Source organism: Campylobacter coli (assembly GCF_009730395.1).
GTDB classification, from domain to species: Bacteria; Campylobacterota; Campylobacteria; order Campylobacterales; family Campylobacteraceae; genus Campylobacter_D; species Campylobacter_D coli.
This window is the reverse complement of the sequence record NZ_CP046317.1, coordinates 107,773-131,826: the sequence shown is the minus strand read 5'-3', so window position 1 is coordinate 131,826 and position 24,054 is coordinate 107,773. Positions and strand designations below refer to the sequence as shown.

Genomic DNA, 24,054 nt, shown 5'->3' with positions numbered 1-24,054 from the left:
TTTCTATGATTTAAAATTTTTTAAATACCTATAGACACTAGGCTCTGAAATTTTTAAGAGTCTAGCCACTATAGGCACAGAACCCTTGATATTAAAAATACCCTTTTGATATAAAGTTTTTGTAATCTCTTCTTTTTGTGCCATGCTAAGTTGATAATCCGAATTTAAATAATTCATATCAATGCTTTGAGCTAAAATTTCTTCTATAGAATGACTTAGGGTTTCTATATTTCCTAAACTATCTACACTGGTATTATTTTCTTTGTCTTGATTTAAAAATTCACTCATATCGCCTAATTTTTCTATATCTATAATCCTACAAACCAAGTCTCTCATCATGCTCGTATCGTGATTGATACACAAAATTCCTACCAATTCATCAGAATTTTTTATAAAAAATGTCGAACCTCTAACAAGTTTTGATTTTCCAATCAAAGCCTTATAATCACACAAAAAATCTTCTTTTAAATAAGCCTTATTTTGCACAAGTTCACTTGCAAAAGCACTCAAGGGAGATTCAAGAGTTCTACCGCTGACATGACTATTTGCAATAGCTGCTATATAAGCACCCTCTTTAGAAAGAACATGAAAAACCACTTCATACTGCTTACCTAAAACTTGTCCTAAAAAATTCGTGAGCTTTATAAATTGCTCTTTTTGTTTTTCATCCATGAAAATATTCCTAAAATAATAAAATTTAGAATCCAAAGCTTAAATTTTAACTTTAATTTTTTAAAAATATTCTTAAAGATAATATTTTATTATCGTGATAATAAAATATTGACAAATTATTATTATCGTGATAAAATACGTTTATTTAATTTACATTAATAAAAAAGGAGAGAAAATGTCAAATTATCCAAAGGCTATCGGCCCTTACTCAGCTTATAGAGAAGCAAACGGCTTGCTTTTTATCTCGGGACAACTTCCTATCAACCCTGCTTCAGGAGAAATAGAAAGCTCTGATATCAAAGAACAAACCAAACAATCTTTAAAAAATATCGGCGCTATCTTAGAAGAAAATGGTATCAGTTATGATAAAGTGATTAAAACCACTTGCTTTTTAGCTGATATTAATGATTTTGTAGCATTTAATGAAATTTATGCTGAATTTTTTAAAGCTCCTTATCCAGCAAGAAGTGCTTTTGCAGTAAAAGATCTGCCAAAAAAAGCTAAAGTAGAGATAGAGATCATCGCTCAAAAAGGATAAAACATGCTAGGTATTGTTTTTTCTTTATTTAGTATTTTTTTACTTGTTTTTATGCTTTATAAAAAAATCAATGCTCATATGGCTTTGCTTTTAAGTGGTTTACTTTTACTTTCCTTAGCTGCTATTTTTGGACTTTCTCCACACATTGTCGCTAAAGGTTCTTTAAATTTAGGTTTTTTTGATATTTTTCAAGTTTTCAATCAAACCATGTCAAATACATTAGCAGGGCTTGGACTTACACTTATGACTATAGCAGGTTTTTCTGCTTATATGGATCATGTAGGGGCTTCTTATGCACTTTTTAAAGTTTTTGAAAAACCTTTAAAAGCCGTAAAATCTCCTTATGTTTTACTCATAGTTGCTTATTTTATCGTGCAATTTTTAGTTCTTTTCATCCCTTCTCACGCAGGCTTAGCACTTTTACTTATGGTTACTATGTATCCTATACTTGTACGCTCTGGTGTTTCAAAACTTTCTGCCTTAAGTGTGATTGCGATTTGTCAATATATCGATCATGGACCTGGAAGTGGAAATGTGATCATGGCGTCAAAAGTAGCTGAAGTTGATCCTGCAATTTATTTTGTTCATTATCAACTCCCTACAACCTTGCCTATCATTATAGCTGTAGGTATTGCGATATATCTTTGCAATAAATTTTTTGACAAAAAAGATAATTTTGTCTTCAATGCACAAGAAATTGAAAAAGAACTAAATGAAAATGAAGGTAAAGAAAAAGAACTTAAAAAGCCTCCTAGAATTTATGCGATTTTACCTATAATTCCTTTGGTTTTAATCCTAGGATTTAGTTCCGTGCTTGATAGCATCTTGGTTTTAATGGGAATAAGTAGTGCTGAAGAAGTTAAAGCAGCTGCTAGTACTGCCATTAAAATGAATGTTCCAGTAGCAATGGTGATTTCAACTTTTGTGGCTATTATTTTTGAAATGATACGCTATAAAAGTATAGTAGAAACTCTTAATTCTATTATGATTTTCTTTAAAGGAATGGGACATTTATTTGTTATCACTGTTTCTTTGATAGTATGCGGTCAAGTATTTGCAAGCGGGCTTTTATCGGTTGGCTTTGTAGATACCTTAATAGAATTTTGTAAAAATGCAGGATTTGGAGTACTTGCTATCATCATCGCAGTTTCAATTTTACTTGCAGTTTGTGCTTTCTTAATGGGTTCTGGAAATGCAGCATTTTTTAGCTTTGCCCCACTTATCCCAAATATAGCAAAACATTTTGGCATTGAAACTATCACCATGATAGCACCTATTCAAATCATGACAGGCTTTGGAAGATGTGTGAGCCCTATAGCACCTGCTATTTTAGCTATCTCAGCTATCGCAAAAGTAAATCCTTTTGCTGTAGTTAAAAGAACGGCTATTCCTATGCTTGTAGCGGCTATTGTAAATATCATTATGACTTATATTTATCTTTAAAAGGAGACAAAATGAACTCAAAAACCAAACTTATTCATTGCGGTAGAGGTGATCAAAATGTTGAAGTAAGATCAGTCAATCCTACACTTATGCGTGCATCAACCATACTTTTTAAAGATCATGCCACTTGGCAAAAATATAGAGAATTAAGAAAAACTGATCGTGTATTAAGCTATGGTGCTAGAGGAACGACAACTAACTTCGAACTTGAAAAACTTATCTGCAGCTTAGAAGGCGGCTACAGAGCTCAACTTTTCCCAACAGGACTTGCAGCATTAGCTATGGTGCTTTTAAACTATGCTAGTAAAGACGCACATTTTTTAATCACTGATGCAATCTATGGGCCTGTAAGAACAATTTGTGAATTATTTTTAGAAAAAATGGGTGTTGAGATTGATTTTTTAAAAGCCGATGCAAGTGATGTAGAAGAAAAAATCAAGCCTAATACCAAACTCATCCTATGCGAAAGCCCTGGTTCTATACTTTATGAAATCATAGATTTGCCAAAGCTTTGCAAAATTGCACACTCTCATAATATTCCTGTAGCTATTGATAATACTTATTCAAGCGGATACTTCCTAAATCCACTTGAGCTAGGCGTAGATATTTCGGTTATCGCCGCTACAAAATATCTTAGCGGTCACTCTGATGTTACCATGGGTGTAGTGGTTATCAATGAAAAAGAATGGAAAAATTTTGACAAACTCCCTGAAGCTTTAGGCTTTACAACAAGCCCTGATGATGCTTATTTAGTTCTTCGTGGTATGAGAACTTTAGATGTAAGAATGAAAGCTCATGAAAAAAGTGCAGATGAAATCGTAGAGTTTTTACAAACAAGAAAAGAAATTAAAACTATTTTCTATCCAAAACTCAAAACCCATCCAAACCATGAAATTTTTATGCGCGATCATAAAGGTGCTAACGGTATGGTTACTATCGAATTTGCAGAGGGTTATAGTAAAGAAGATGCTATTAAATTTGTAGATGAGTTAGAATATTTTTCTATAGGTGCTAGCTGGGGTGGCTATGAAAGTTTAGCAACTGTAACTACTCCACCAAGAACTGCAACAGACTGGAGCAAAAGAGGTCCATTTGTAAGATTTCATATAGGACTTGAAGATACTAAAGACTTGATTGCTGATTTAGCTAAGGCTTTTGATAGTATTAAAAAATAAGGAAATAAAATGACTGGAATTAGCGTATTTGATCATAAATTATTAGCAGATTCATGGAGCACGCAAGATATGCGTGCTGTTTTTTGTGAAGAAAATCGCGTACAAAAATGGCTTGATGTTGAAGCAGCATTAGCAAAAGCACAAGCAAAACTTAATATCATCCCCCAAGAAGCAGCAGATGAAATTGCAAAAAAAGCTTATTATAAATTTATGGATATGGATTTTATTTTTAATGAATTTAAAAAAACCAAACATCCTTTAGTTCCTACTGTTAGGGGATTAGAAAAAGCTTGCGATAATAATCTAGGCGAATATGTACATTTTGGGGTAACCACTCAAGATATCATCGATACGGGACTTGTTTTGCAATTTAAAGAAGCTATGACTCTTGTAAAAAGCGAATTAAAAGCCATTGCAAAAGCTTTAGTAAAACTTGCTAAAACACACAAAAATACTGCTATGATGGGAAGAACTTTAGCACTTCAGGCTTTGCCTATTACTTTTGGACATAAAGTGGCTATTTGGTTAAGCGAACTTGAGCGTCATTTTGAAAGAATACTTGAACTTGAAAAAAGACTTTATGTAGGCAGTATAGTAGGCGCTGTAGGAACTAAAGCAAGTTTAAGTGATGAGTGCAATGAAGTAGAAAAACTCACTTTAGAAAATTTAGGACTTGATGTGCCTAATATTTCTTGGCAGAGCGCACGTGATCGCTTTATAGAACTTGGTTTTGTACTAGGCAATATCAACGCAACCTTTAACAAAATCGCTCATGAAATTTTAATCCTTTCACATAATGAAATTGATGAAGTTGCTGAACCTTTTGGCAAAGGACAAGTAGGATCAAGCACTATGCCACACAAAAGAAATCCTGCAGTAAGCGAAAATGCAGTTACAGTAAGCAATGCCTTTAAGGCAAATTTAGCCATTTTAAGCGATATTGAAAGACATGAACATGAAAGAGATGGTCAAGTTTGGAAAATGGAATGGAAGCTTTTACCTGAAATGTTTTTAATGCTTTCTGTGGTTTTAGCAAATATGAAATTCGCTCTTAGTGATTTAGAAGTAAAAAAAGACAAAATGCTTAAAAATTTAAATACTCTTAATGGTTTTGTTTTAGCAGAGCGTGTTATGTTTGCATTAAGCGATCATTATGGAAAACAACACGCCCATGAGATTGTTTATGAAAATGCTATGCTAGGTATCGAAAAACAAAAAACTTTTAAAGAAGTTTTACTTGCAGATAAAAGAGTATCTAAGGTATTGAAAGAAAAAGAAATCGATGCTTTGCTTGATGCAACAACCTATGTAGGATATGCACCAAAACTTGTAGATGAATTTTTGGAAAAAATCAAAAATAGTGCTATTTTAAAATAGGAAAAACGATGTTATATAGCGAAATTTTAGCGGATTTTATTTTCAATCTTAAATATGAAAATATCCCTAATACAGTTGTTCAAAGAGCTAAAGAACTTATGCTTGATAGCCTTGGAACAGCTATAGCAGCAAGCAAAGAAGAATGTGTTTTAAATGCTTTTAAAGCTTTTGAAAATTTAAGCACAGAAAAAAATACTCTTATTTGGGTAAATGATCAAAAATTAGATCCTATATACGCAGCCATGCTAGATGGCATTGCTTCTCATGCACTTGATTTTGATGATACACATACAGAAGCGATTTTGCATGCAAGTGCAATTTTAACTCCACTTTGTTTAAGTTATGGTTTTCATGTTAGCAAAGATGCGAAAAAAATCATCAAAGCTTTTATAGCAGGCTGGGAAATTGCAGCTAGAGTAGGCATTGCAAGCAAAGGTACTTTTCATAAGCGTGGTTTTCATACCACTGCTATTGCAGGAATTTTTGGAAGCGTAAGTGCAAGTGCAATCTTGCTAGATCTTAACAAAGAACAAATCATCAATGCTTTAGGACTTGCAGGAAGTTTTGCAAGTGGGATTAATGAGTTTTTATCCAATGGATCTAATTCAAAAGTTTTGCATATTGCCAATGCTATTAAAAACGGCATTATGGTAGCTCATTTTACTAAAAACCATATGAGTGGACCTTTGAGTATTTTTGAAGGTAGGGATAATATCTTTAAATGTTGTGGCATAGAAGAAGAATGCGATAAAACAAAACTTTGCAAAGCCTTAGGCGAGATTTGGCAAACCATGCAAGTTTCAATCAAGCCTTATCCAAGTTGTCATTTTGCTCATGGGCTTATTGATTGTGCCATTGCTTTAACAAATGATGGTTTAAAAGCTGATAAAATTAAATGCATTCGTTGTTTTTTGTAGATGAAGTTCCTATTTCTTTTATCTGCGATCCTTTGGAAGCAAAATACACTCCAAATAGTGCTTATGAAGCTAAATTTTCCATGCCTTTTTTAATGGCTCTAGGATTCTTTGATGGTAAAATCACTCTTGAATCTTATGAAAATTTAAAGCGTGAAGAAGTACTAGAATTTGCCCAAAAAATCAGTTACGAAAAAAGAAAATCTCAGGGCTTTCCAAAATATTTTCCAGGGCATTTAGAAGCTAGTTTGCAAGATGGACGCATAATCCAAAAAGATATTTTTATCAATAAAGGTAATTTTGATAATCCACTAAGTTTTGAAGAATTAAAAGCTAAATTTTTAGCCAATGCACAAATTTACCTTGATAATACTAAGACCAACAAAATTCTAGATCAAATCATCAATCTAGAAAATTTAAATCACTTTTCTTTTTAAATATTTATCCTTCTTTTTATAAGAAGGATAATTTCATTACACTTTATTATTATAATATTTATTATTAATTTAGGAAACATAATGACTTTAGATAATTTAAAAGATAGATAAAAGGCTATTATTGTCAATTTAAACGCTCAAAAATAGACTTTTAAGCTTTGGATTTATCAAAAATAAAAACTTGAAAAAATTCACTCCTCTTTAAAAAATGCCACCATAATGGTAGAACTTGATACAAGTTGTGTTATCCTAAGATCTGATGAAGTTAAAACCATAGAAGTGAATCTTATATGAAAAAAATCAAAATAGCCCTTATAGGTCAGCCTAATGTAGGCAAAAGTCTTCTTATTAATGCGCTTTGCAAAGCCAATATGAAAGTAGGAAATTTTAGCGGAGTTACTATAGAAAAAGCAAGCGCAAAAACTTTTTACAAAAACTATGAATTTGAAGTTATTGACTTGCCAGGAACTTATTCTTTAGATGGATATAGCGAAAAAGAAAAAATCACACGCCATTTTTTAAATCAAAATGACTATGATGTTATTGTTAATGTTTTAGATGCTACCGATTTAGAACGCAATCTTATCCTTAGTGCAGAACTTTTAAGCCTTAATAAAAAAATGCTTTTGGCTTTAAATATGTGCGATGAAGCCAAAAAAGAAGGTATAGAACTTGACACTTCTGTTTTAAGCCAAGAATTTCAAAGTCAAGTTGTTGAAATTTCAGCAAAAACAAAAGAAAATTTAGAACTTTTACTGCAAAAAATTATTATTTTATTTGAAAGTAAATTTATTCCAAGATCTCAATTTTATACTCCGCTTTGCGAAAAAAGTCCGGAAAAAGAAGATTTATTATATTTTATTAATGAACTTTCAAAAAAAATTATCACACACAAAAAAGAAGAAAGAAATTTAACCAAAAAAATCGATGCCTTACTTATCCATAAATTCTTTGGCTTACCTATATTTTTATTTTTAATGTGGCTTTTATTTCAACTTACCTTTAGCTTAGGACAAATTCCTATGGATTATAGAATCGGGTTTTAATGCCTTAGGTGAACTTGTTAAAAACAATATTTCTAATACCTTTATCGCTTCAGCTTTGGCTGATGAGATTATCGCAGGTGTTGGCGCTGTGATACTTTTTTTACCTAATATAATGATTTTATTTTTAGGTATAGCTCTTTTAGAAACCACAGATTATATGTCAAGAGTAGCTTTTTTACTTGATGGGATTTTACATAAAATTTGGTTTGCATGGTAAAAGTTTTATTCCACTAATCACTGGTTTTGGTTGTTCGGTATCTGCTTTTATGGCTACACGCACTCTTAAGAGTAAAAGAGATAGACTTTTAACTCTTTTTATAATCAATTTTATGAGTTGCGGGGCAAGACTTCCTGTATATGTTCTTTTTATCGGTGCTTTTTTTCCAAGTGAAAAAACAGGAAATTATCTTTTTGGAATTTATATTTTAGGTGCGATTTTAGGACTTTTTGCTGCAAAATTTTTAAGAATGACAGCATTTCGTGGACTTGATGAACCTTTTGTTATGGAAATGCCAAAATATCGTATGCCAAATTGGCATTTAGTTTGGTTTATGGTTTATAATAAAGCCAAAATGTATCTTAAAAAAGCAGGAACTTTTATACTTTTGGCCTCTTTACTTATATGGTTTGCTAGCAATTCTCCAAAAAGTGAAGAAAATTAAATGATTTTAATGCTCAAGAAATAGCTATAGAACAAAGTTATTTAGGACAATTTGGCAAAGGCATAGAACCTATTTTAAACCCCTCGAGTTAGATTGGAAATTAAGCGTATCTTTAATCAGTGGTTTGGCCGCTAAAGAAGTGATGATTTCAACTATGGGAGTACTTTATTCACTAGGAAAAGATGTAGATGAAACAAATAATGATTTAAAAGGAATCATCGCTAAAAATACCTATACCAAGTGTAGTGGCTTTTATTTTATTTGTAATGATTTATAATCCTTGCTTTACTGCAACCATAGTCTTTTCAAAAGAAAGCGGAAAAATAAAATATACTTTTTTCCTTTTTCTTTTTACTTGCATCAGCGCCTATATAGTGGCTTTTATAGGGTTAAATATTACAAAATTTGTAATCAATTAACCCGCTTTTTGTTTATTAAAGTCTATCACGCTTTTAATATTTTTTTCAAAAGCCTTCAAAACGCTATAAGCAAGAGCTTCAAAATCAAGCCCTCCGCAAAGATAAATCAAAGGCATACGAAAAGATTTACTCACATCAAGTTTTGATTTTTCATTAAGAGTAAGTTTAAAATCATAAGGACTTGCATGCTTAAAGCTATAATTTTGCGCCGCTTTTAAAAAATCGTTTTTATCTTGTAAAAACTCACCCTTTGCCAAAATAAAATTGATCTCAAAATACTTCCAAATATCACTAGAAGGCATAGGATTTTCATCAAAATTTTGCTCTATAAAAATAAAGTTTTTTTCAAAAGATGTTTTGTAATTTTCTACAAGTAAAGCACCTAATTTATTTTTAGCAATGTTTTGCAAGATAAGCTTTAAATTACTTTCAAATTCAAAATCCATCGAAGATAGGATTTGAATTTGCTCTTCTAGGGCAAATTCTGTACTAAATTCCTGATTTACAAGCTTAGCATAAGAAAAAGGATTTGCCATAGGTTTTTCATAATTCCCAAACTCATCCCAAAAATTTTTCTCACTACAGGCTATACAACCATGTCCTGCAGCCACAGGCCAAGAAGTTTTAGCATTAAATTTTACTTTAGGACAATTATTATAAGTATAAGGACCTTTACAGCCTATTTTAAATAAACAAGCTCCACTTTTAGCCTTTTCATCATCAAAATGTTCTGCAAAAATTCCACTCTCAAATTTAGCCTTTCTTTCGCACAAATCATGCAAACATTTACCATAAGCCCAAACGGGGCGGTTTTGCTCATCAAGTTCAGGCAAAATTCCAAATAAAGCAAAATAAGTCAAAGTTGCGATGATATTTACATCGCTTGGAGGACAGCCAGGGATATTGACTACTTTTTGGGTTAAAACTTCAGAAATACCGCAAGTTTTGCTTGGATTTGGATAAGCAGCTTGAATTCCCCCATAAGAAGAACAAGTTCCCACAGCAAAAATAGCTTTGGCTTTAGCTGCTAATTTTTCCAAAATTTCATAACCACTCTCACCCTCTGCACCTATAGTAAGAAAAAATGTATCAATAGCTGCAACACCGCCTTCAACCGCTAAAACAAAATCTTCTTTTAAAACATGCTCTAAAAGTTCTTCAGCTTTTGTCCCATTTGCTGCCATTAAAGTTTCGTGATACTCTAAAGAAAAAAAGTCAAAAACTAATTCATCAAAACTTGGTAAATCCGCACGCAATAAACTCTCACTACAACCTGTACATTCGCAAAGATGAAGCCAAACAACCTTAGTCTTAGGAGCAAGTTCGAAAAACTTTTGCGCAAGAGCTGGAATTTCATTTCCCAAAGATAAATGCTTAGCAAGAGCCTTTACGCTTTCTTCATTGATAGTTTTTTTATCTACCAAGTCTGAATTTTCGATTTTTTCAATGCGTTTTATAAGTATATCTTTTAACTCTTCATTGCTGAGTTTTGCCATTATTGTCCTTTTTGATTATCCCAACAAAGCACAGTATTTCCATTTTCGTCTTTTGTGACATCTCCCATTCCCATGATGTTATATCCTGCATCAACATAATGCACCTCACCCGTAACACCACGAGCTAAATCACTGAGTAAGTACATCGCTGAATTTCCTACATCTTCAATACTTACATTGCGTTTTAAAGGAGAATTGATTTCATTGTATTTTAATATCATTCTAAAATCACCTATTCCACTTGCTGCTAAAGTTTTAATAGGCCCTGCCGAAATCGCATTTACACGAATTCCTTTGATACCTAAATCTCTTGCCAAATAACGCACAGAACTTTCAAGAGCTGCTTTTGCCACACCCATAACATTATAATGAGGCACATATTTTACCCCGCCAAGATAGCTTAAAGTCAAAATTGCACCCTTTTCTTTTAATACTGGCAATACCGCACGCGTTAAAGAAAGTAAAGAATACACAGAAGTTTGCATAGCTATATCAAAAGCTTCTTTTGAAGTTTCTAAGAATGAATTTTCTAAAGCTTCTTTTGGCGCATAAGCAACAGCATGTACTATAAAATCAATCTCACCTAAATCTTTTTTAATTTTTTCAGCAATAGAATCTAAATGATCGCTGTTATTTACATCAAGCTCATAAACAAAGTTTGATCCAAATTCTTCTGCTATAGGCTCAACGCGCTTTTTTAATGCATCATTTAAAAAAGTAAAAGCTAAACTTGCTCCTTGCTCATAACAAGCTTTTGCTATACCATAAGCTATGGATTTATTATTGGCTACGCCTACTATAAGGCCTTTTTTGCCTTTCATTATCATCATTTATCCTTTAATTAATTTTATAAAATTTTCAGCTTTTAATGCAGCAGATCCTACTAAAACACCGCTGCAATGTTTTATATTTAAAATATCTTTGATATTGTCCCCATTTACACTTCCACCATAAAGTAAAGGAGCTTGCGTAAGCGAAGAAACAAATTCAAGCACTTTAGCAATATCTTCTTTTTTAGCACTCACACCACTTCCTATAGAGTAAATAGGCTCATAAGCGATAATGAGATTTTTATAATCTAGGTCAATAACTTCAAGTTGTTTTTTTAAAAAATCTAAGGTTTGATTTGAGTTTTTAAGCTTTAAATCCTCGCCTATGCAAAAAACGATTTTATAAGCATGCTCTTTAGCAAAATCAAATTTAGCTTTGATTAAATTTTCATCACCCAAAGCCCTTCTTTCAGAATGCCCTATCAAAACACATTTGATTCCAAATTCATCCAAATGCTCTTTTCCAAGTTCACCTGTAAAAGCTCCATTGACACAAGGATAAAAATTTTGCGCCCCTTGTATAAAATTTAATTCATTTTCTAAAAAAGCTATACTAGGTGGGAAAACGATAATATCATCACATTTTGCTCCCATAGTTTTATTTAAAATTTCAGCATAAATTTTAAAACTTGCTCTTGTGTGATTGCATTTTAAATTTGCAGCAAAGATCATTCATTTTCCTTAGATCTTAAAGCTTTTACGCCTGGAAGTTCTTTACCTTCTATAAGTTCAAGAGAAGCACCACCCCCAGTGGAAATAAAAGTCATTTCATCTGCATCACCTGCGCGCGCAACCACATCAGCCGTATCACCGCCTCCAACAACAGAAGTTGCATGTCCTTCGCTGATATAATGACTCATTTTAATGCTACCTTTTGAAAATTTATCAATTTCAAAAACACCCATAGGTCCATTCCACCAAATCGTTTGCGCATCAGAAATCACCTCTTTAAAAAGTCTCACACTCGCAGGTCCTATATCTAAACCCATCCAACCATTTGGAATTTCTTGCGCTGGAACAAATTTCATCGGCGCATCTTGTGAGCACGCAGGAGCGGCTACAACGTCTACTGGAAGATAAATTTTCACTCCTAAATTTTTACCCTTGGTAAGAATTTTATTAGCTTCTTCTAAAAGTTCTTCTTCTAAAAGTGAATTTCCTATATCATAACCTAAAGCTTTTAAAAAAGTAAATGCCATACCTCCGCCTATGATTAATTTATCTACCTTTGGTAATAAATTTGTCAATGCTTGAAGTTTTCCACTTACCTTTGAACCTCCAACAACAGCGACAAAAGGACGTGCTGGATGTTTGATAAGATTGCTTGCAAAATCAATTTCTTTTTGGAGTAAAAATCCTGCACCCTTATGGTTTTCATCAAAAAATTTAGTAATCGCCTCTACACTAGAATGTGCTCTATGGCATACTCCAAAAGCATCATTGATATAAACTTGAACCATAGAAGCAAGTTCTTTGGCTAAATTTTCATCATTTTTAGTTTCGCCTTTTTCAAAACGCAAATTTTCAAGAAGTAAAATTTCGCCCGCTTTTAAATTCATAGCTTTGGTTTTTGCATCTTCGCCGATAACATCTTTTGCCATAATAATTTCTTTATCTAAAAGTCTAGCAAGACGCTTAGCCACAGGTTCTAAAGAATATTTAGAGCTAATTTCTTTTGGACGCCCTAAATGAGAGGCTAAAATCACACTACAACCATTATCCAAACAATATCTTATCGTAGGAATAGCTGATCTTATGCGTCTATCATCAGTGATATTTAAAAAATCATCTTGAGGAACATTAAAATCACATCTTATAAAAACTTTTTTCTTAGCTAAATCAATGTCTTTTATAGAAATAATATCACTCATGATTAAGCCTTATTTGCAATATATACTGCCATATCTACTAGACGACTTGAATAGCCCCATTCATTATCATACCAAGCAATTACCTTGATAAAATCATCCGCAATCACTTGAGTTAAATCACTTGCTACAATAGCTCCATAAGAACAAGTGATAAAATCGCTTGAAACTCTTTCATCATCATCTACCATTAAAATGCCTTTTAAATTTGTAGTTGCAGCTTTTCTAAAAGCTTCATTGATTTCATCTTTGCTGACTTTACGGCTTAGTTGTGCAGTTAAATCCACGCTTGATACATCAATCACTGGCACACGCATACTTTGTCCATGAAGCTTGCCATTAAGTTCAGGCATAACAAGTTTCATAGCTTTTGCTGCGCCTGTAGAAGTTGGAATGATATTTTGCGCTGCAGCACGAGAACGGCGTTTATCTTTAGCTTTAGCATCAATAATACTTTGTCCATTTGTATAAGCATGTATTGTTGTCATAAGTCCTTTTTCTATGCCAAAATTATCTTGTAAAACACGACAAACAGGACCTAAACAATTTGTTGTACAACTTGCATTAGAAATAATGCTTTCACCCTTGTAAAGTTCTGAATTTACTCCTAAAACATAAGTAGGAGTATCATCTTTTGCAGGAGCACTCATGATCACTTTTTGCACTCCCATATCTAAAAATCCTTGGCATTTTTCTATTGTCAAATGAGCCCCTGTGCACTCTAAAACAATTTGTGCACCGTATTTTGCAAAATCAAGTTCTTTTATATCGCGGCTTTTAAACACTTTGATTTTTTTACCATTTACCACTAAATCATCACCTTCACTATCAACACTGCCTTCAAATTCTCCATGCACTGTGTCATATTTAAAAAGATATTTTGTAAGTTCGATATCTGTAGTATCATTTATCGCTACAAGTTCGATATCATCTCGTTTTGAAATAATTCTTGCTACACACCTTCCTATGCGACCAAAACCATTTATAGCAACTTTTACAGCCATTTTGTTTCCTTTTGCGAAGTTTTTTATGCTAATATTTTACTAAAAAAAGGTTAAAATTTTAATGAAAATTGCACTTTTTGGTGGCAGTTTTGACCCACCACACAAAGGACATGACGCTATTGTCAAAGAAGCTTTGGCAAAACTTGATATCGATAAACTCATTATTATGCCTACTTTTATCAATCCTTTTAAAAAAGGATTTTTCGCCGATGAAAAACAAAGATTTGCTTGGGTAAATAAACTTTGGGGAAATTTAGAAAAAGTAGAAATTTGCGACTTTGAGATCAAGCAGAAACGCCCCGTACCAAGCATTGAAAGCGTAGAATATCTTTATAAAATTTATCATCCTAGCAAATTTTATCTTCTAATCGGTGCGGATCATTTAGAAAAACTTCATCTTTGGCATGATTTTGAAAGACTTAATTCTTTAGTAGAATTTATCATCGCAAATCGCAATGATATAGAAATTCCAAAAAATTTTAAAGATTTAAAAACCAATATAAAAATCGCCTCATCTTTCATAAGAAGCACCCTAGATACCCATGAAGTTTGCGATGAAATTAAAAATGAAGTGAAAAATTACTATGAAAAATTACAAAAAAACTGATACAATTTCAAAAATTTAAAGGAAAAAAATGCAAGAAAGAGTAGATTTAATCGTTAAAATTTTAGATGAAAAAAAAGCTGAAGACATAAAAACCTTTGATATGAGCGAGCAAGATTATTTTGTAAAATATGTCATCATCGCAGCTACCTTGGGTGAAAAACATGCCTTATCTTTAATCGATGAACTTAAAATCAAACTCAAAGCCAAGGGTGAAGAATTTTTAAATATAGAAAGCAGTGAAGAATGGAGTGTCATTGATCTAGGTGATATACTTATCCATCTTTTAACACCTGAGCACCGAGGAATTTACAATATAGAAGAATTGTTAGAAAGTCTTAAAAAAATCAAGGCATAAGCTTAAAATGCAAAAAATACACTAAAAATTTCAAAAAAATAAACAAATTTTATGATTTTTTTGAGTTTTCCAATGAGCTTTTTTTGCCCTCATTGTCAAGCAAGATATCGTTTAAATTTCAATTCGCCCATGTTTTGGGCGGATATCTCTTCTTTTTTGGTTTAATTATCTTATTTGGTTTATTTGATAGTGATTTTTGAGAATTTTTTAAATTTTTCCTTCAAATAGGAATGATTTTAATCCCACTTAGAGTAGTCTTTATCATCCTTGTGCCCTTTCATTTAGAAAATTCTTTTTTAGGCAAAACTTTTTATTTTTTAGAAAATCTTTTTTGTTTGGTATTTGCAATTTTACTAATCATTGCAATTATTATGCCATTTTAGAACGAATCTCCAAAATATTTTTCTAAATATCCTATGCGTTTTTCAAGGCTTGGATGTGTGGCAAAAATACCATCAAAGGCTTTTAGGAAAAATGTACACACAATTTTGTTTAAGTTTTTTATCATAAAAGTGGATCTTTAGTGTATATTTTTACTACATTCTCACACAAACAACGCGTTATATAAATGAGAAAAAGCTCTTGTTTTCGTGCTTTTCTCTAAATTTACAAATAAACCTAAAATACTTATTAAACCGATTCTTTAATATCATTAAAAAGTTTAAATACTTTAGCTTCAAGTTCTTTTGCTTGCTCCAAAGAACTTGCTTCAAAACGCGTGATAAGATAAGGGCTGGTATTGGACGCACGAAGTAAAGCCCATCCATCACCAAAATCAATCCTGGCTCCATCGATTTCACAAAGACTTTTAACACCTTTTAAAGCTCCTTTTTCAATCTCTTTTTGAAATTCTTCCACAAGTTTGAATTTTTCTTCTTCATTTACAGGAATTTTAATTTCAGGTGTAGTATAAAGTTTTGGTAAAGCTTTAATCATACTTTCTAGATCAAAACCTTTATAAACAAGCTCCAAGGCTCTTAAAAATGCATAAATTCCATCATCATAACCAAAATATCTATGTTTAAAGAAAATATGCCCACTCACTTCAGCTGCTAAGTCAATATCTTTTTCTTTCATCATTTTTTTAATATTTGAATGTCCTGTTTTTCCCATAAAAATAGTACCAAATTTTGCCACCTCATCAAAAAGATTTTTAGAGCATTTTACCTCGCCTAAAATTCTAGGATTAGGAATATTTTTTGCAAACAAATAACAAAGCTCATCCCCACAAAAAATATGAGTTTTACTCAAAGCTACCATTCTATCTGCATCACCATCAAAAGCAAATGCTAAAGGATATTCTTGATTTTCATTTAAAAAATTCTTTATAGCGTGCAAATTTTTTTCTTCTGTAGGATCAGGTTCGTGGTTTGGAAATTGTCCATCAGGATTTGAAAACATAACATGAGCTTTTAAATTTAAAGCTTTTACTAAAGGCTTTATAACAACCCCAGCGGCTCCATTGGAGCAATCGATTGCAAATTTATAATTAAAATCCTTTAAAAAGTTAAATTGCTCACACATAAAATTCACATAAAGACTTAAAATATCGTATTTTTGAGCCTCTAAATTTTCTTCAATCTCATCCTCTAAATGCTTATAAACTTCTTTTGAAAATTCTTTAAGTTCAGCTCCAAAAAAACTTTCCTTACCTATGGTGATTTTAAAGCCGTTATAATCTTTTGGATTGTGCGAACCTGTGATCATAATATTTGCATCAAATTTCATACCCTCATAAAGGCTAAAATATCCAAGTGGAGTGGGGACAAGTCCTATGTTGTAAACTTGTATGCCTGCTTTATTAAGCCCGCTAACTAGATATCTATAAAGCTCATCAGCACTATATCTTGCATCATAACCCACGCTTACATTTTTACAACCTTTTGCAAGCATGGTTTGTCCCAAACAAAAACCTATAGCTTTGACACTTTTTTCATTGAGTTCTTTGCCATAAAGTCCGCGTATGTCGTATTCTCTAAAAATCACATCTAGCATAATTTTTCCTTAAATCTTTTTAATCAATTTTCTTTTTATAATGTAAAATTTGGATAGAAAAGAAAATTTTGCTACAATTTTACATTAATTTCACTAAATAAAGGAAAAATTAATGGATGAAGAATTAGAAAATAACGAAGAAAAAAAGAAAAAAGGCGGTTCGCTTGTTATCATTATAGTGATTTTACTTTTTGTTCTACTTCTTAGCATCATGGGTGTGATTGCATGGCTTATTTCAAGTAGCTCAAGCGATGAAAGCGAAGTCAAAGCAGCTCCAAAAGAAGAGGCAAAAACTGATAAGGCTAAAGTGACAGCACCGGCGCAACGTGGAAGTGATTTTGCAAATATAGGACCTATGTATCCTCTTGATCCTTTTACTTTAAATTTACTTAGTGATAGCGGCTCAAGATATGTAAAATGCACTATAGAATTAGAGCAAAATACAGAGCTTTTAAAACCTGAGCTTGATAAAAAAGTAGCGGTAATTCGCGATATCATTATCCGCACCTTAACTGCAAAAACCTTTGAAGAGGTTAGCACGCAAAAAGGCAAAGAAAGACTTAAGGATGAGCTTGTTGGAAAAATCAACGAAATTCTTACCGATGGCTTCATCAAAAATGTTTATTTTACTGATTTTGTAGTTTCTTGATGCGTATAGGTTGCGATATAGTTGCCATTTCTAGGATAGATACAATCTATCAAAAGCATGGCAACGCTTTTCTTGATAAATTTCTAAACCAAAATGAGCAAAAATTGATAAAATCTAGCTCAACTTTAGCAGGTTTTTGGGCTGCAAAAGAAGCAGCAAGTAAAGCTTTAGGCGTAGGAATTTCAAAAGAATGTGGCTTTTTGGATATAGAAATTTCAAAAGACAGCAAAAATGCTCCTCATTTAAAACTCGCTTCTCATGTATTAGAAAAATTTAAAATCAATTCTACCTCTCTTAGCATCTCACATGATAATGGTTTTGCTATTGCAGTAGTTGCTTTGGATTAATTTTATCTCTTACCTATAGTTTGTTTATCTAAATTTCTTGAAAGTATAAAATCAACGACAGGTTGTTCTCTTTTATTGGCTCTTTTGCAATGATCTTTTTGAAAAAAATCTGTGATTTTAATCACTACCCTTGCCCATTTTTTTCTATTTCTTTCGCGCCACGCGTGTGAAGATACACTTTCCCAAGCATAGCCATTAAACAAACTTGCATTTACAAAATGATCCAAAGCTCTTACACCTTGCCTTGCTCTAGCTGTATTAAAAAAAGTTCCCACTATCACTATGAGTAAATATCCACAAATTGCCAAAGGTACTATGGCACAAAGTAAGATCGTCCCTGCTAGTTTTTCTTTTAAACTTCCTTTTAGATTGCGCTTAATGCGGTTGCGAAAATTGGCACGAATTCTTGCTTTGACTCTTTTCATGGCTCTCTTTTACTAAATTTTATCCTCATTCCATTTGCAGAACGTATGGTTAAACGACCCACCACATCTGGAACAAAACCCTCTTCAAGCTCTAATTTGTATTTTTTTAAGATATTGGCCAAAATTAAAATAGCCTCTTGCATCGCAAAACCTTGACCTATACAAATTCTCTCTCCTACTCCAAAAGGTAAATAAGCATCTTTTTTATACTCGCCTTCAAAACGAGAAGGTTTAAATTCATGCGGATTAGCCCAAAAGCCTTCATGTCTGTGTATCAGCCAAGGTGCTATAACAACACCTGAGCCTTTTTTAATCATCTTATCCCTTACCTTTGTATCTTTTTTTGCTTCTCTTGCAAAAAAGCCTACAGGAGGATAAAGTCTTAAAGATTCTTTAAAAATATGAGTTAGGTATCTAAACTGTTTTAAATGTGAAATTTGTATATTTTCACCTTGTAAAACTTGAATAATTTCTTTATAAGCTTTTTCTTGTTCATCAGGATAAAGGCTGAGTAGATAAAGCGTCCAAGTTAAAGAGCTTGCTGTTGTTTCATGACCTGCTAAGAAAAGCATAGCCACTTGATCTAGAATTTCCTCAAAAGAAAAGCGTTGATTAGTCTGCGCATCTACTACTAAGAGTAAAGAGCCTAAAATATCCTCAAAATTTTCAGCTTTTCCGCTACTTACTGCATCATATCTTGGCTTTATGATATCACTTAAAGCTTGCCTGATCACATCGCCCGCTTTAGCACGCTTACGATCACCCAACACATAAGAAAGCCATTTAGGGAAACGAAACATACGACGCATAGCCGTATGTACGCTTTGTTCTTGAAAAGTCACAAAAGCATCTAGGATTTTCTTTCCTTGCTCTTCATCTAACTTAGAAGACATGATGGTACGAAAAATGACATCAGCAGTGATGAAAGTCATAGCCTCATCCACTTCGATAATAGAAGCATTAGGGTATTTTTCAAAACGCTTCATCATATCGCTTACTGCTTCACTCATGAGATTGAAAACCTTTGAAATACGAGTCATTTCAAAACTTGGGCGTAAAAGTTCGCGTTGCTTTTTCCAAACCTCACCATTTGTTGTAAAAATGCTCTCCCCTAAAAGAGGGCTTAAAAGCTCATGTAAAAATGCACTTTTTGGGAATTCTTTAACCTCATCCACCATCATTCTTTTAACTTCTTTGGTATCATTGATCACATAAAGATCAAAATTTGGCATTTTTACATAGCCTGTTTGCATTTTATAGCTACGCTCATAAAGACCATCAAGCCATGATCTGCGTTTTAATAAAAAGGTTAAAAGTGTTGAAGCTTTATTTTTATAGGGTTTGGGAAAAAATGGACACTGACTCATATCTTTACCTTTTCTTCTAAAAATTTAGGTATCACAACGAAAGCAAAAAAATCATAACTCCCTTTAATATGAGGACTATAAAGATATAAAAAATGTGCTTTATTTTTATCTCTTTTGATTTTTTTATATTCATTTTTTTCATACAAGGTATGAAATTTAGCACTTAAAAACGGTGGGGTAAAGTTAGCTTGCACCCCGCTTGTGCGGAAAAAATCCACTTGTGGAAAACACGCCCCATCGATTATCGAGGTATAATCATACCATTTTAAATCAAATGCAGAAACAAATTCAAGTTTTTTTCTAAAATCATCCGAATTTTTTTGATAGCTTGTTAAAGGAATGCATTCTCCTAGTGTAAGAATTTTTAATTTGTCCAATACTCTTTTATCTAAATTTTGTTTTAAAATATGCTCTAAAACTTCTATGCAAACTATGGTTCCAACACTGTGAGCTACTAAGATAAGTTCGTAATCTTGCCTGTTTTCATTTTGTTTTAAAGACTTTAAAATTTCATCTGCAAAAAGCTTTATCCTTTGCTCCATAGCCCCCAATCTTTTCTCTTTCCAAGTAGCACAAAAAGCACATATCCTTGCTATCCAAAATACAGCCAATTTTCTACCTAGCTTGAATAAAAAACGATTGAGTAAAAATCCTAAAACTATACCTATAACAATCGCCAAAAAAGAAGGGATATGATTTTGCAAAAAAACAAAACTTCCCAAAGCTAAGCCTAAAGATAATAACAAAGAAAAAATAACATAAAAGAAAGGATAATAACCCGTAACTAGCTGATAAATCGATTCTTTACCAAATTTAAGAAAAAGCCCAGTAATGGTATAAATTCTAAAAAAACTATAACAATCCATCAAAGCATCTTTATAACTTTGAGACCAATTTTTTTTAACTATATCATTCCAAGTTAAAAAATGATAGCGTGTTTGAGTGTTTTCACAATTTATCTTAAAAAATGGAAAGTTTCCATTCTTTTCAATCCCGCTTAAGTCCGCTTTAAGATCAAATCTATGAGAATAATCTTTTAAATTCTTCTTAAATAAATCATAATAAAATCTATAGCTCTTAGGATCATAGCCTGCTATATAAAATACTTCTCTATCCATAAAAATTCATTTTCTTTTTTTCAAGGATTATAACATTTTGTTTTAAAAGCTGTCTTAATCGGACTTTTATCGACTTAAAAAAGAATTTTTGTAAAAATTGCCGTTGAATTGATTTGTATTTAAAAGATAGTTTTTGAAATTTAAAACCAAATTAGGATTGGGTTTGTAAGCATGAGCTTCGCGCCAAAAAAATTGGAGTTTTTTAGGATAAGCTAGGCCTTCAAAATCATAAAAAGCATTGCCACAAACCTTAGTAGGACAGCCCTCCAAAATAGCACTTAAACCCACTGTAGAATTAATCGTGATGCAACCCAAAGCCTTTTTTAAAAGAGTAGGTAAATAAGTATCGTGCACATATAAAATTCTTCCTTGTACATGGTATTTTTGGCTTAGCTCATTTATCAGTTTAGAATAATTTCTATATCCCCTGTCCATAGGATGATGTTTAAAGACAAGATAAGACTTTGCTCTTGCGTGATTTGCAAAAGAAAGGATAAGCTCTTCTATAAAATCTTCTATACTTTTTTTATAATGATACTTAATCTGTGTATCGCTATAAACTTGCAAAACAGCTAAAAAATACTTTTTTTCAAGGCTGTAAATTTTTTGATTGAGTTTTTTTTCTGTGAATTTATAAAGGTATTTTCTATATAAAGATCTAAACCAAAATAAAAATTCAAAAGGATATAGGGTGCGATGATGAAGCTTGTTGTTAAAAAAAGGAGCTAGCAGAAAAGAAAAAAACCAATACAAAAAAGCACTAAAGGCCATAAATTTAAAGCCACCTGGAATTTCTTTTATGCTTTCTTTTGTAAGGATATTGCAAGAAAGATAGAAATTTTTATCGCGAGGCAAGGAGGAGTTTGCATTGACCCCATCTTTTTCAAAAGTGATACAATAAGGCCTTAAATACCCCTCTTCAAAAATCCAAATACCAATGCCAAGCTCCTTAGCTACTTTGATAGCTTTTGCATGAATCAAACGACAATCATTATACATCACAATAGCATCTATTTTTTTTTCTTTAAAAAAGTTCTCATAGAAATTTTCAAGATCCTTTTCGTCGCACTTGCACCTTTTTCCGCTTGGATAGAAAAGAAAATCCCCTCCATTAAAATTAAGCTTAAAAACTTTGGTTTTATTTTTTTTCATCTTTATAGCAAGGCGGTGAAAAAAAGTGCCTACAGGTCCTTGTAAAAGCAAGACAGTTTTACCGCTAAATTCTTTTTTAATCTTATCGCTAAATTTCATCTTTTTATAAAAACTTCACCTATTCTTCTTATCTTTCTAAGCATTAAAATTCTAAAATCAATTAAAATTTTTAGCCATCTTTTTGAAAAATAATCTTTTTGCAAAGCTAACATTGTATCCAAAGCAAGCTCAACTTCACATAAATTTTTACTCTTTGGATGAATATATCTTGGATAAAGGATCAAAACTCCTGCCACAAGCTCTTCTAAACTAAGCACTCTTGTGCGTCTTGAGATGTGATGTAAATCTTGAGTCAAACCCCAGCCCGCATAAAAAGGTTTACCATATACCACTACTTTTTTAGCACGCAAAAGAGCGTCAAAGCCACTTGTAGAAGTGATAGTATGTACTTCATCACATGCATTTATGGCGCTGTCTATGCTGACATTTTCTATGATCTCATCGCAGTATTTTAAAATGATATCTTTATCCTTTAAACCCTTGCGATTTCCACTTAAAACATCAGGATGAGGCTTAAAAACGACAAAGGCGTCTTTATTTGCAGCTCTTACGCTTTGTAAAAGCTTTAAGGTGTCAAAATCTGCCCCACCTAAGATCATCGAAGCATCATCTTCTACTTGAGCGGGAATTAAAATGATTTTTTTATTTGTATTAAAGTCAAGTTTTTCATGCTTTAGGCCGTTGTACTTTGAAAATTTATTTTGCGTTATGGTAGTGATGAGCTTTTTGGCTCTTTGTCTTAAAGTATCATCAAATTCATGATTTTGCAAAAGCTCTTCTAAATCGCTAGGGTGATTAGGATCTACATACAAACCCTTGCTATCTACTATCAAAGAAAAAGGACGCGTAAGATCTGAACCTAAAAAAACCGAGCGCAAAAAGCCATCTTCTACTAAAAAAATTTCATTGTTAAAATCTTTGGCCAGCAAAGCTTTATCATACTTTTTACCCCAAATGAAGATTTTATCTTCGGAATTTAAATTCGCTTTGTAAAGTTCATTAAGTGAGTTTAAAAAAATAATTTTATTGTTTTTGGCCTTGAAAAATGGCTTCATAAACCAACGCTTCCATAAAGTAAAGCCTAAAAAATATAAAGTATGAGAATTTACTTGCTCTATCTTTTTGTATCTTGCTAGGGTAAAAATAGTATCAAAAATATCACTTTTTTGATTTAAATAAGGATTAAAATACTCGCTGTATAGGATATAAGCGGCACAAAAAACTTCTTCTAAGGATCTTTTTTTAATCCTTCTTTTACACTCTAGCTTATCTTGAGTTAATCCCCATCCTGCATAAAAAGGCATGCCATAGCACACGCATTTACATCCTAGCATCAAAGCTTCAAAACCCATACCTGAAGTCTTAGTATAGACTTTTTTAAAATGGCTTAATAATTCTATGGGATTATAATTTTCTTTTAAAATCACGCATCTACTGGGTAAATCTTGCATGCTAAAATCGCTTTGTTTTTTGCCACTTAACACATCAGGATGGATTTTGATATATATTTTAGCATTTGGATTTTCTTTTAGGGCGTCATTTATGATATCTTGGGTCGAAAAATCACTTGCCAAACCAAATCGAAGTGAAGCGTCATTTGCCACTTGAGTGATGATTAGAACGCGTTCTTCATTGGCGCTGAAAAGCTCTTGAGGTATGCAAAGATTGTTATTATACTTGCTGAGTTTTTCTTTTTTGATAAGCTCTATGGCTTTTTTTGCCCAAGTTAGCTCTTTGGGGCTAAACTCATAAGTATTTAAAATATTTTCAAGCCTTGAAGGAGTGCTCGCATCATAATAAATCCCCACATCATCTTTAACTATAGAAAAACTCGGACTATTTTCTATGCCTAAATTTAATGAGCGCAAAAAACCATCTTCTAAAAGCATAAATTTAGCATTGTGTTTTTTGGCTAAACTCACAGCTTTTAAACCTGAATTTTTCCTGCCCCAGCCTACAAAAACATCTTCTTTGCCTATGCTTTTATAGGCCTTATATAAGACTATATTGTAAAAATCTTTAACATTTTTTATAAGTTTTTTTGAAGTGGTGTGAAATTTCATAAATCTCTCTTTAAATTAAAAAGAGATTATATCAT

General features: G+C 32.3%; 20 protein-coding genes and 3 pseudogenes. 11 read left to right on the top strand and 12 right to left on the bottom strand.

What is annotated here, in order from left to right; translation table 11 throughout:
- Positions 1–3: 3 nt before the first annotated feature.
- Complete coding sequence (locus tag FOC43_RS00645; RefSeq protein WP_002780465.1) at positions 4–672, bottom strand: helix-turn-helix transcriptional regulator; 669 nt, start codon at positions 670–672, stop codon at positions 4–6.
- A 175-nt stretch (positions 673–847) separates the two neighbouring features.
- On the opposite strand from FOC43_RS00645, the gene FOC43_RS00640 reads away from it, so the two are divergent.
- The 7 genes and pseudogenes from FOC43_RS00640 to feoB all read left to right on the top strand — a co-directional run bounded on the left by FOC43_RS00640 (position 848) and on the right by feoB (position 8,683).
- Positions 848–1,210, top strand: a complete 363-nt coding sequence (locus tag FOC43_RS00640) for a RidA family protein (RefSeq protein ID WP_002779137.1) — start codon at positions 848–850, stop codon at positions 1,208–1,210.
- Between the two features lie 3 nt (positions 1,211–1,213).
- A complete protein-coding gene (dcuC, locus tag FOC43_RS00635; protein ID WP_002800026.1) occupies positions 1,214–2,653 on the top strand; it encodes a C4-dicarboxylate transporter DcuC in 1,440 nt (479 codons plus the stop codon).
- A gap of 11 nt (positions 2,654–2,664) precedes the next feature.
- Positions 2,665–3,828: a trans-sulfuration enzyme family protein gene (locus FOC43_RS00630; RefSeq protein WP_002783851.1), complete on the top strand. Its 1,164-nt coding sequence runs from the start codon at positions 2,665–2,667 to the stop codon at positions 3,826–3,828.
- A 9-nt stretch (positions 3,829–3,837) separates the two neighbouring features.
- On the top strand, positions 3,838–5,205 hold the full coding sequence (purB, locus tag FOC43_RS00625; RefSeq protein ID WP_002779145.1) for an adenylosuccinate lyase: 1,368 nt from the start codon (positions 3,838–3,840) through the stop codon (positions 5,203–5,205).
- A gap of 8 nt (positions 5,206–5,213) precedes the next feature.
- Positions 5,214–6,556 (top strand): annotated as a pseudogene (locus tag FOC43_RS00620) (MmgE/PrpD family protein).
- 117 nt (positions 6,557–6,673) lie between these two features.
- A pseudogene (locus tag FOC43_RS00615) lies at positions 6,674–6,850 on the top strand (FeoA domain-containing protein).
- A pseudogene (feoB, locus tag FOC43_RS00610) lies at positions 6,847–8,683 on the top strand (ferrous iron transport protein B). Before FOC43_RS00615 ends, feoB begins: the two co-directional pseudogenes overlap by 4 nt.
- Here feoB and FOC43_RS00600 read toward each other — a convergent pair.
- The 5 genes from FOC43_RS00600 to gap are packed head-to-tail and all read right to left on the bottom strand — an operon-like array spanning position 8,680 to position 13,881.
- On the bottom strand, positions 8,680–10,179 hold the full coding sequence (locus FOC43_RS00600; RefSeq protein WP_002787813.1) for a hydrogenase small subunit: 1,500 nt from the start codon (positions 10,177–10,179) through the stop codon (positions 8,680–8,682). The pseudogene feoB and the gene FOC43_RS00600 overlap by 4 nt on opposite strands.
- Positions 10,179–11,006: an enoyl-ACP reductase FabI gene (gene fabI, locus FOC43_RS00595; protein WP_002783843.1), complete on the bottom strand. Its 828-nt coding sequence runs from the start codon at positions 11,004–11,006 to the stop codon at positions 10,179–10,181. The genes FOC43_RS00600 and fabI overlap by 1 nt, the downstream gene beginning before the upstream one ends.
- 3 nt (positions 11,007–11,009) lie before the next feature.
- Entirely contained in the window at positions 11,010–11,681 is a 672-nt protein-coding gene (locus tag FOC43_RS00590; protein ID WP_002783835.1) for a triose-phosphate isomerase, read from the bottom strand.
- Entirely contained in the window at positions 11,678–12,880 is a 1,203-nt protein-coding gene (locus FOC43_RS00585) for a phosphoglycerate kinase (protein ID WP_004283477.1), read from the bottom strand. Before FOC43_RS00585 ends, FOC43_RS00590 begins: the two co-directional genes overlap by 4 nt.
- A 2-nt stretch (positions 12,881–12,882) precedes the next feature.
- A complete protein-coding gene (gene gap, locus FOC43_RS00580) occupies positions 12,883–13,881 on the bottom strand; it encodes a type I glyceraldehyde-3-phosphate dehydrogenase (RefSeq protein WP_004283476.1) in 999 nt (332 codons plus the stop codon).
- A 61-nt stretch (positions 13,882–13,942) separates the two neighbouring features.
- Here gap and nadD point away from each other — a divergent pair, with 61 nt between their 5' ends.
- Both nadD and rsfS read left to right on the top strand, forming a co-directional pair.
- Positions 13,943–14,488, top strand: coding sequence for a nicotinate (nicotinamide) nucleotide adenylyltransferase (nadD, locus tag FOC43_RS00575; protein WP_002783829.1), 546 nt, complete (start codon positions 13,943–13,945; stop codon positions 14,486–14,488).
- Between the two features lie 28 nt (positions 14,489–14,516).
- The gene (gene rsfS, locus FOC43_RS00570) at positions 14,517–14,843 is read left to right on the top strand and encodes a ribosome silencing factor (protein WP_002800020.1); all 327 of its coding nucleotides are present in this window, start codon (positions 14,517–14,519) and stop codon (positions 14,841–14,843) included.
- Positions 14,844–15,473: 630 nt separating this feature from the next.
- Here rsfS and FOC43_RS00565 read toward each other — a convergent pair.
- Entirely contained in the window at positions 15,474–16,838 is a 1,365-nt protein-coding gene (locus FOC43_RS00565; protein WP_004283467.1) for a phosphomannomutase/phosphoglucomutase, read from the bottom strand.
- A 112-nt stretch (positions 16,839–16,950) separates the two neighbouring features.
- Here FOC43_RS00565 and fliL point away from each other — a divergent pair, with 112 nt between their 5' ends.
- Positions 16,951–17,487: a flagellar basal body-associated protein FliL gene (fliL, locus tag FOC43_RS00560; RefSeq protein ID WP_002779164.1), complete on the top strand. Its 537-nt coding sequence runs from the start codon at positions 16,951–16,953 to the stop codon at positions 17,485–17,487.
- Entirely contained in the window at positions 17,487–17,834 is a 348-nt protein-coding gene (gene acpS / locus FOC43_RS00555) for a holo-ACP synthase (RefSeq protein WP_002779165.1), read from the top strand. The genes fliL and acpS overlap by 1 nt, the downstream gene beginning before the upstream one ends.
- Before the next feature lie 2 nt (positions 17,835–17,836).
- Here the strand turns inward: acpS and FOC43_RS00550 are convergent, their stop codons facing one another.
- The 5 genes from FOC43_RS00550 to FOC43_RS00530 all read right to left on the bottom strand — a co-directional run bounded on the left by FOC43_RS00550 (position 17,837) and on the right by FOC43_RS00530 (position 24,019).
- A complete protein-coding gene (locus FOC43_RS00550; protein ID WP_002779166.1) occupies positions 17,837–18,259 on the bottom strand; it encodes a hypothetical protein in 423 nt (140 codons plus the stop codon).
- Positions 18,256–19,626, bottom strand: coding sequence for a cytochrome P450 (locus FOC43_RS00545; protein WP_002783822.1), 1,371 nt, complete (start codon positions 19,624–19,626; stop codon positions 18,256–18,258). The genes FOC43_RS00550 and FOC43_RS00545 overlap by 4 nt, the downstream gene beginning before the upstream one ends.
- Positions 19,623–20,744: a hypothetical protein gene (locus FOC43_RS00540; RefSeq protein ID WP_004283441.1), complete on the bottom strand. Its 1,122-nt coding sequence runs from the start codon at positions 20,742–20,744 to the stop codon at positions 19,623–19,625. The genes FOC43_RS00545 and FOC43_RS00540 overlap by 4 nt, the downstream gene beginning before the upstream one ends.
- A 66-nt stretch (positions 20,745–20,810) precedes the next feature.
- On the bottom strand, positions 20,811–21,995 hold the full coding sequence (gene kpsS / locus FOC43_RS00535) for a capsule polysaccharide modification protein KpsS (RefSeq protein ID WP_072221110.1): 1,185 nt from the start codon (positions 21,993–21,995) through the stop codon (positions 20,811–20,813).
- Entirely contained in the window at positions 21,992–24,019 is a 2,028-nt protein-coding gene (locus FOC43_RS00530; protein ID WP_004283437.1) for a capsular polysaccharide biosynthesis protein, read from the bottom strand. The genes kpsS and FOC43_RS00530 overlap by 4 nt, the downstream gene beginning before the upstream one ends.
- Between the last annotated feature and the right edge of the window lie 35 nt (positions 24,020–24,054).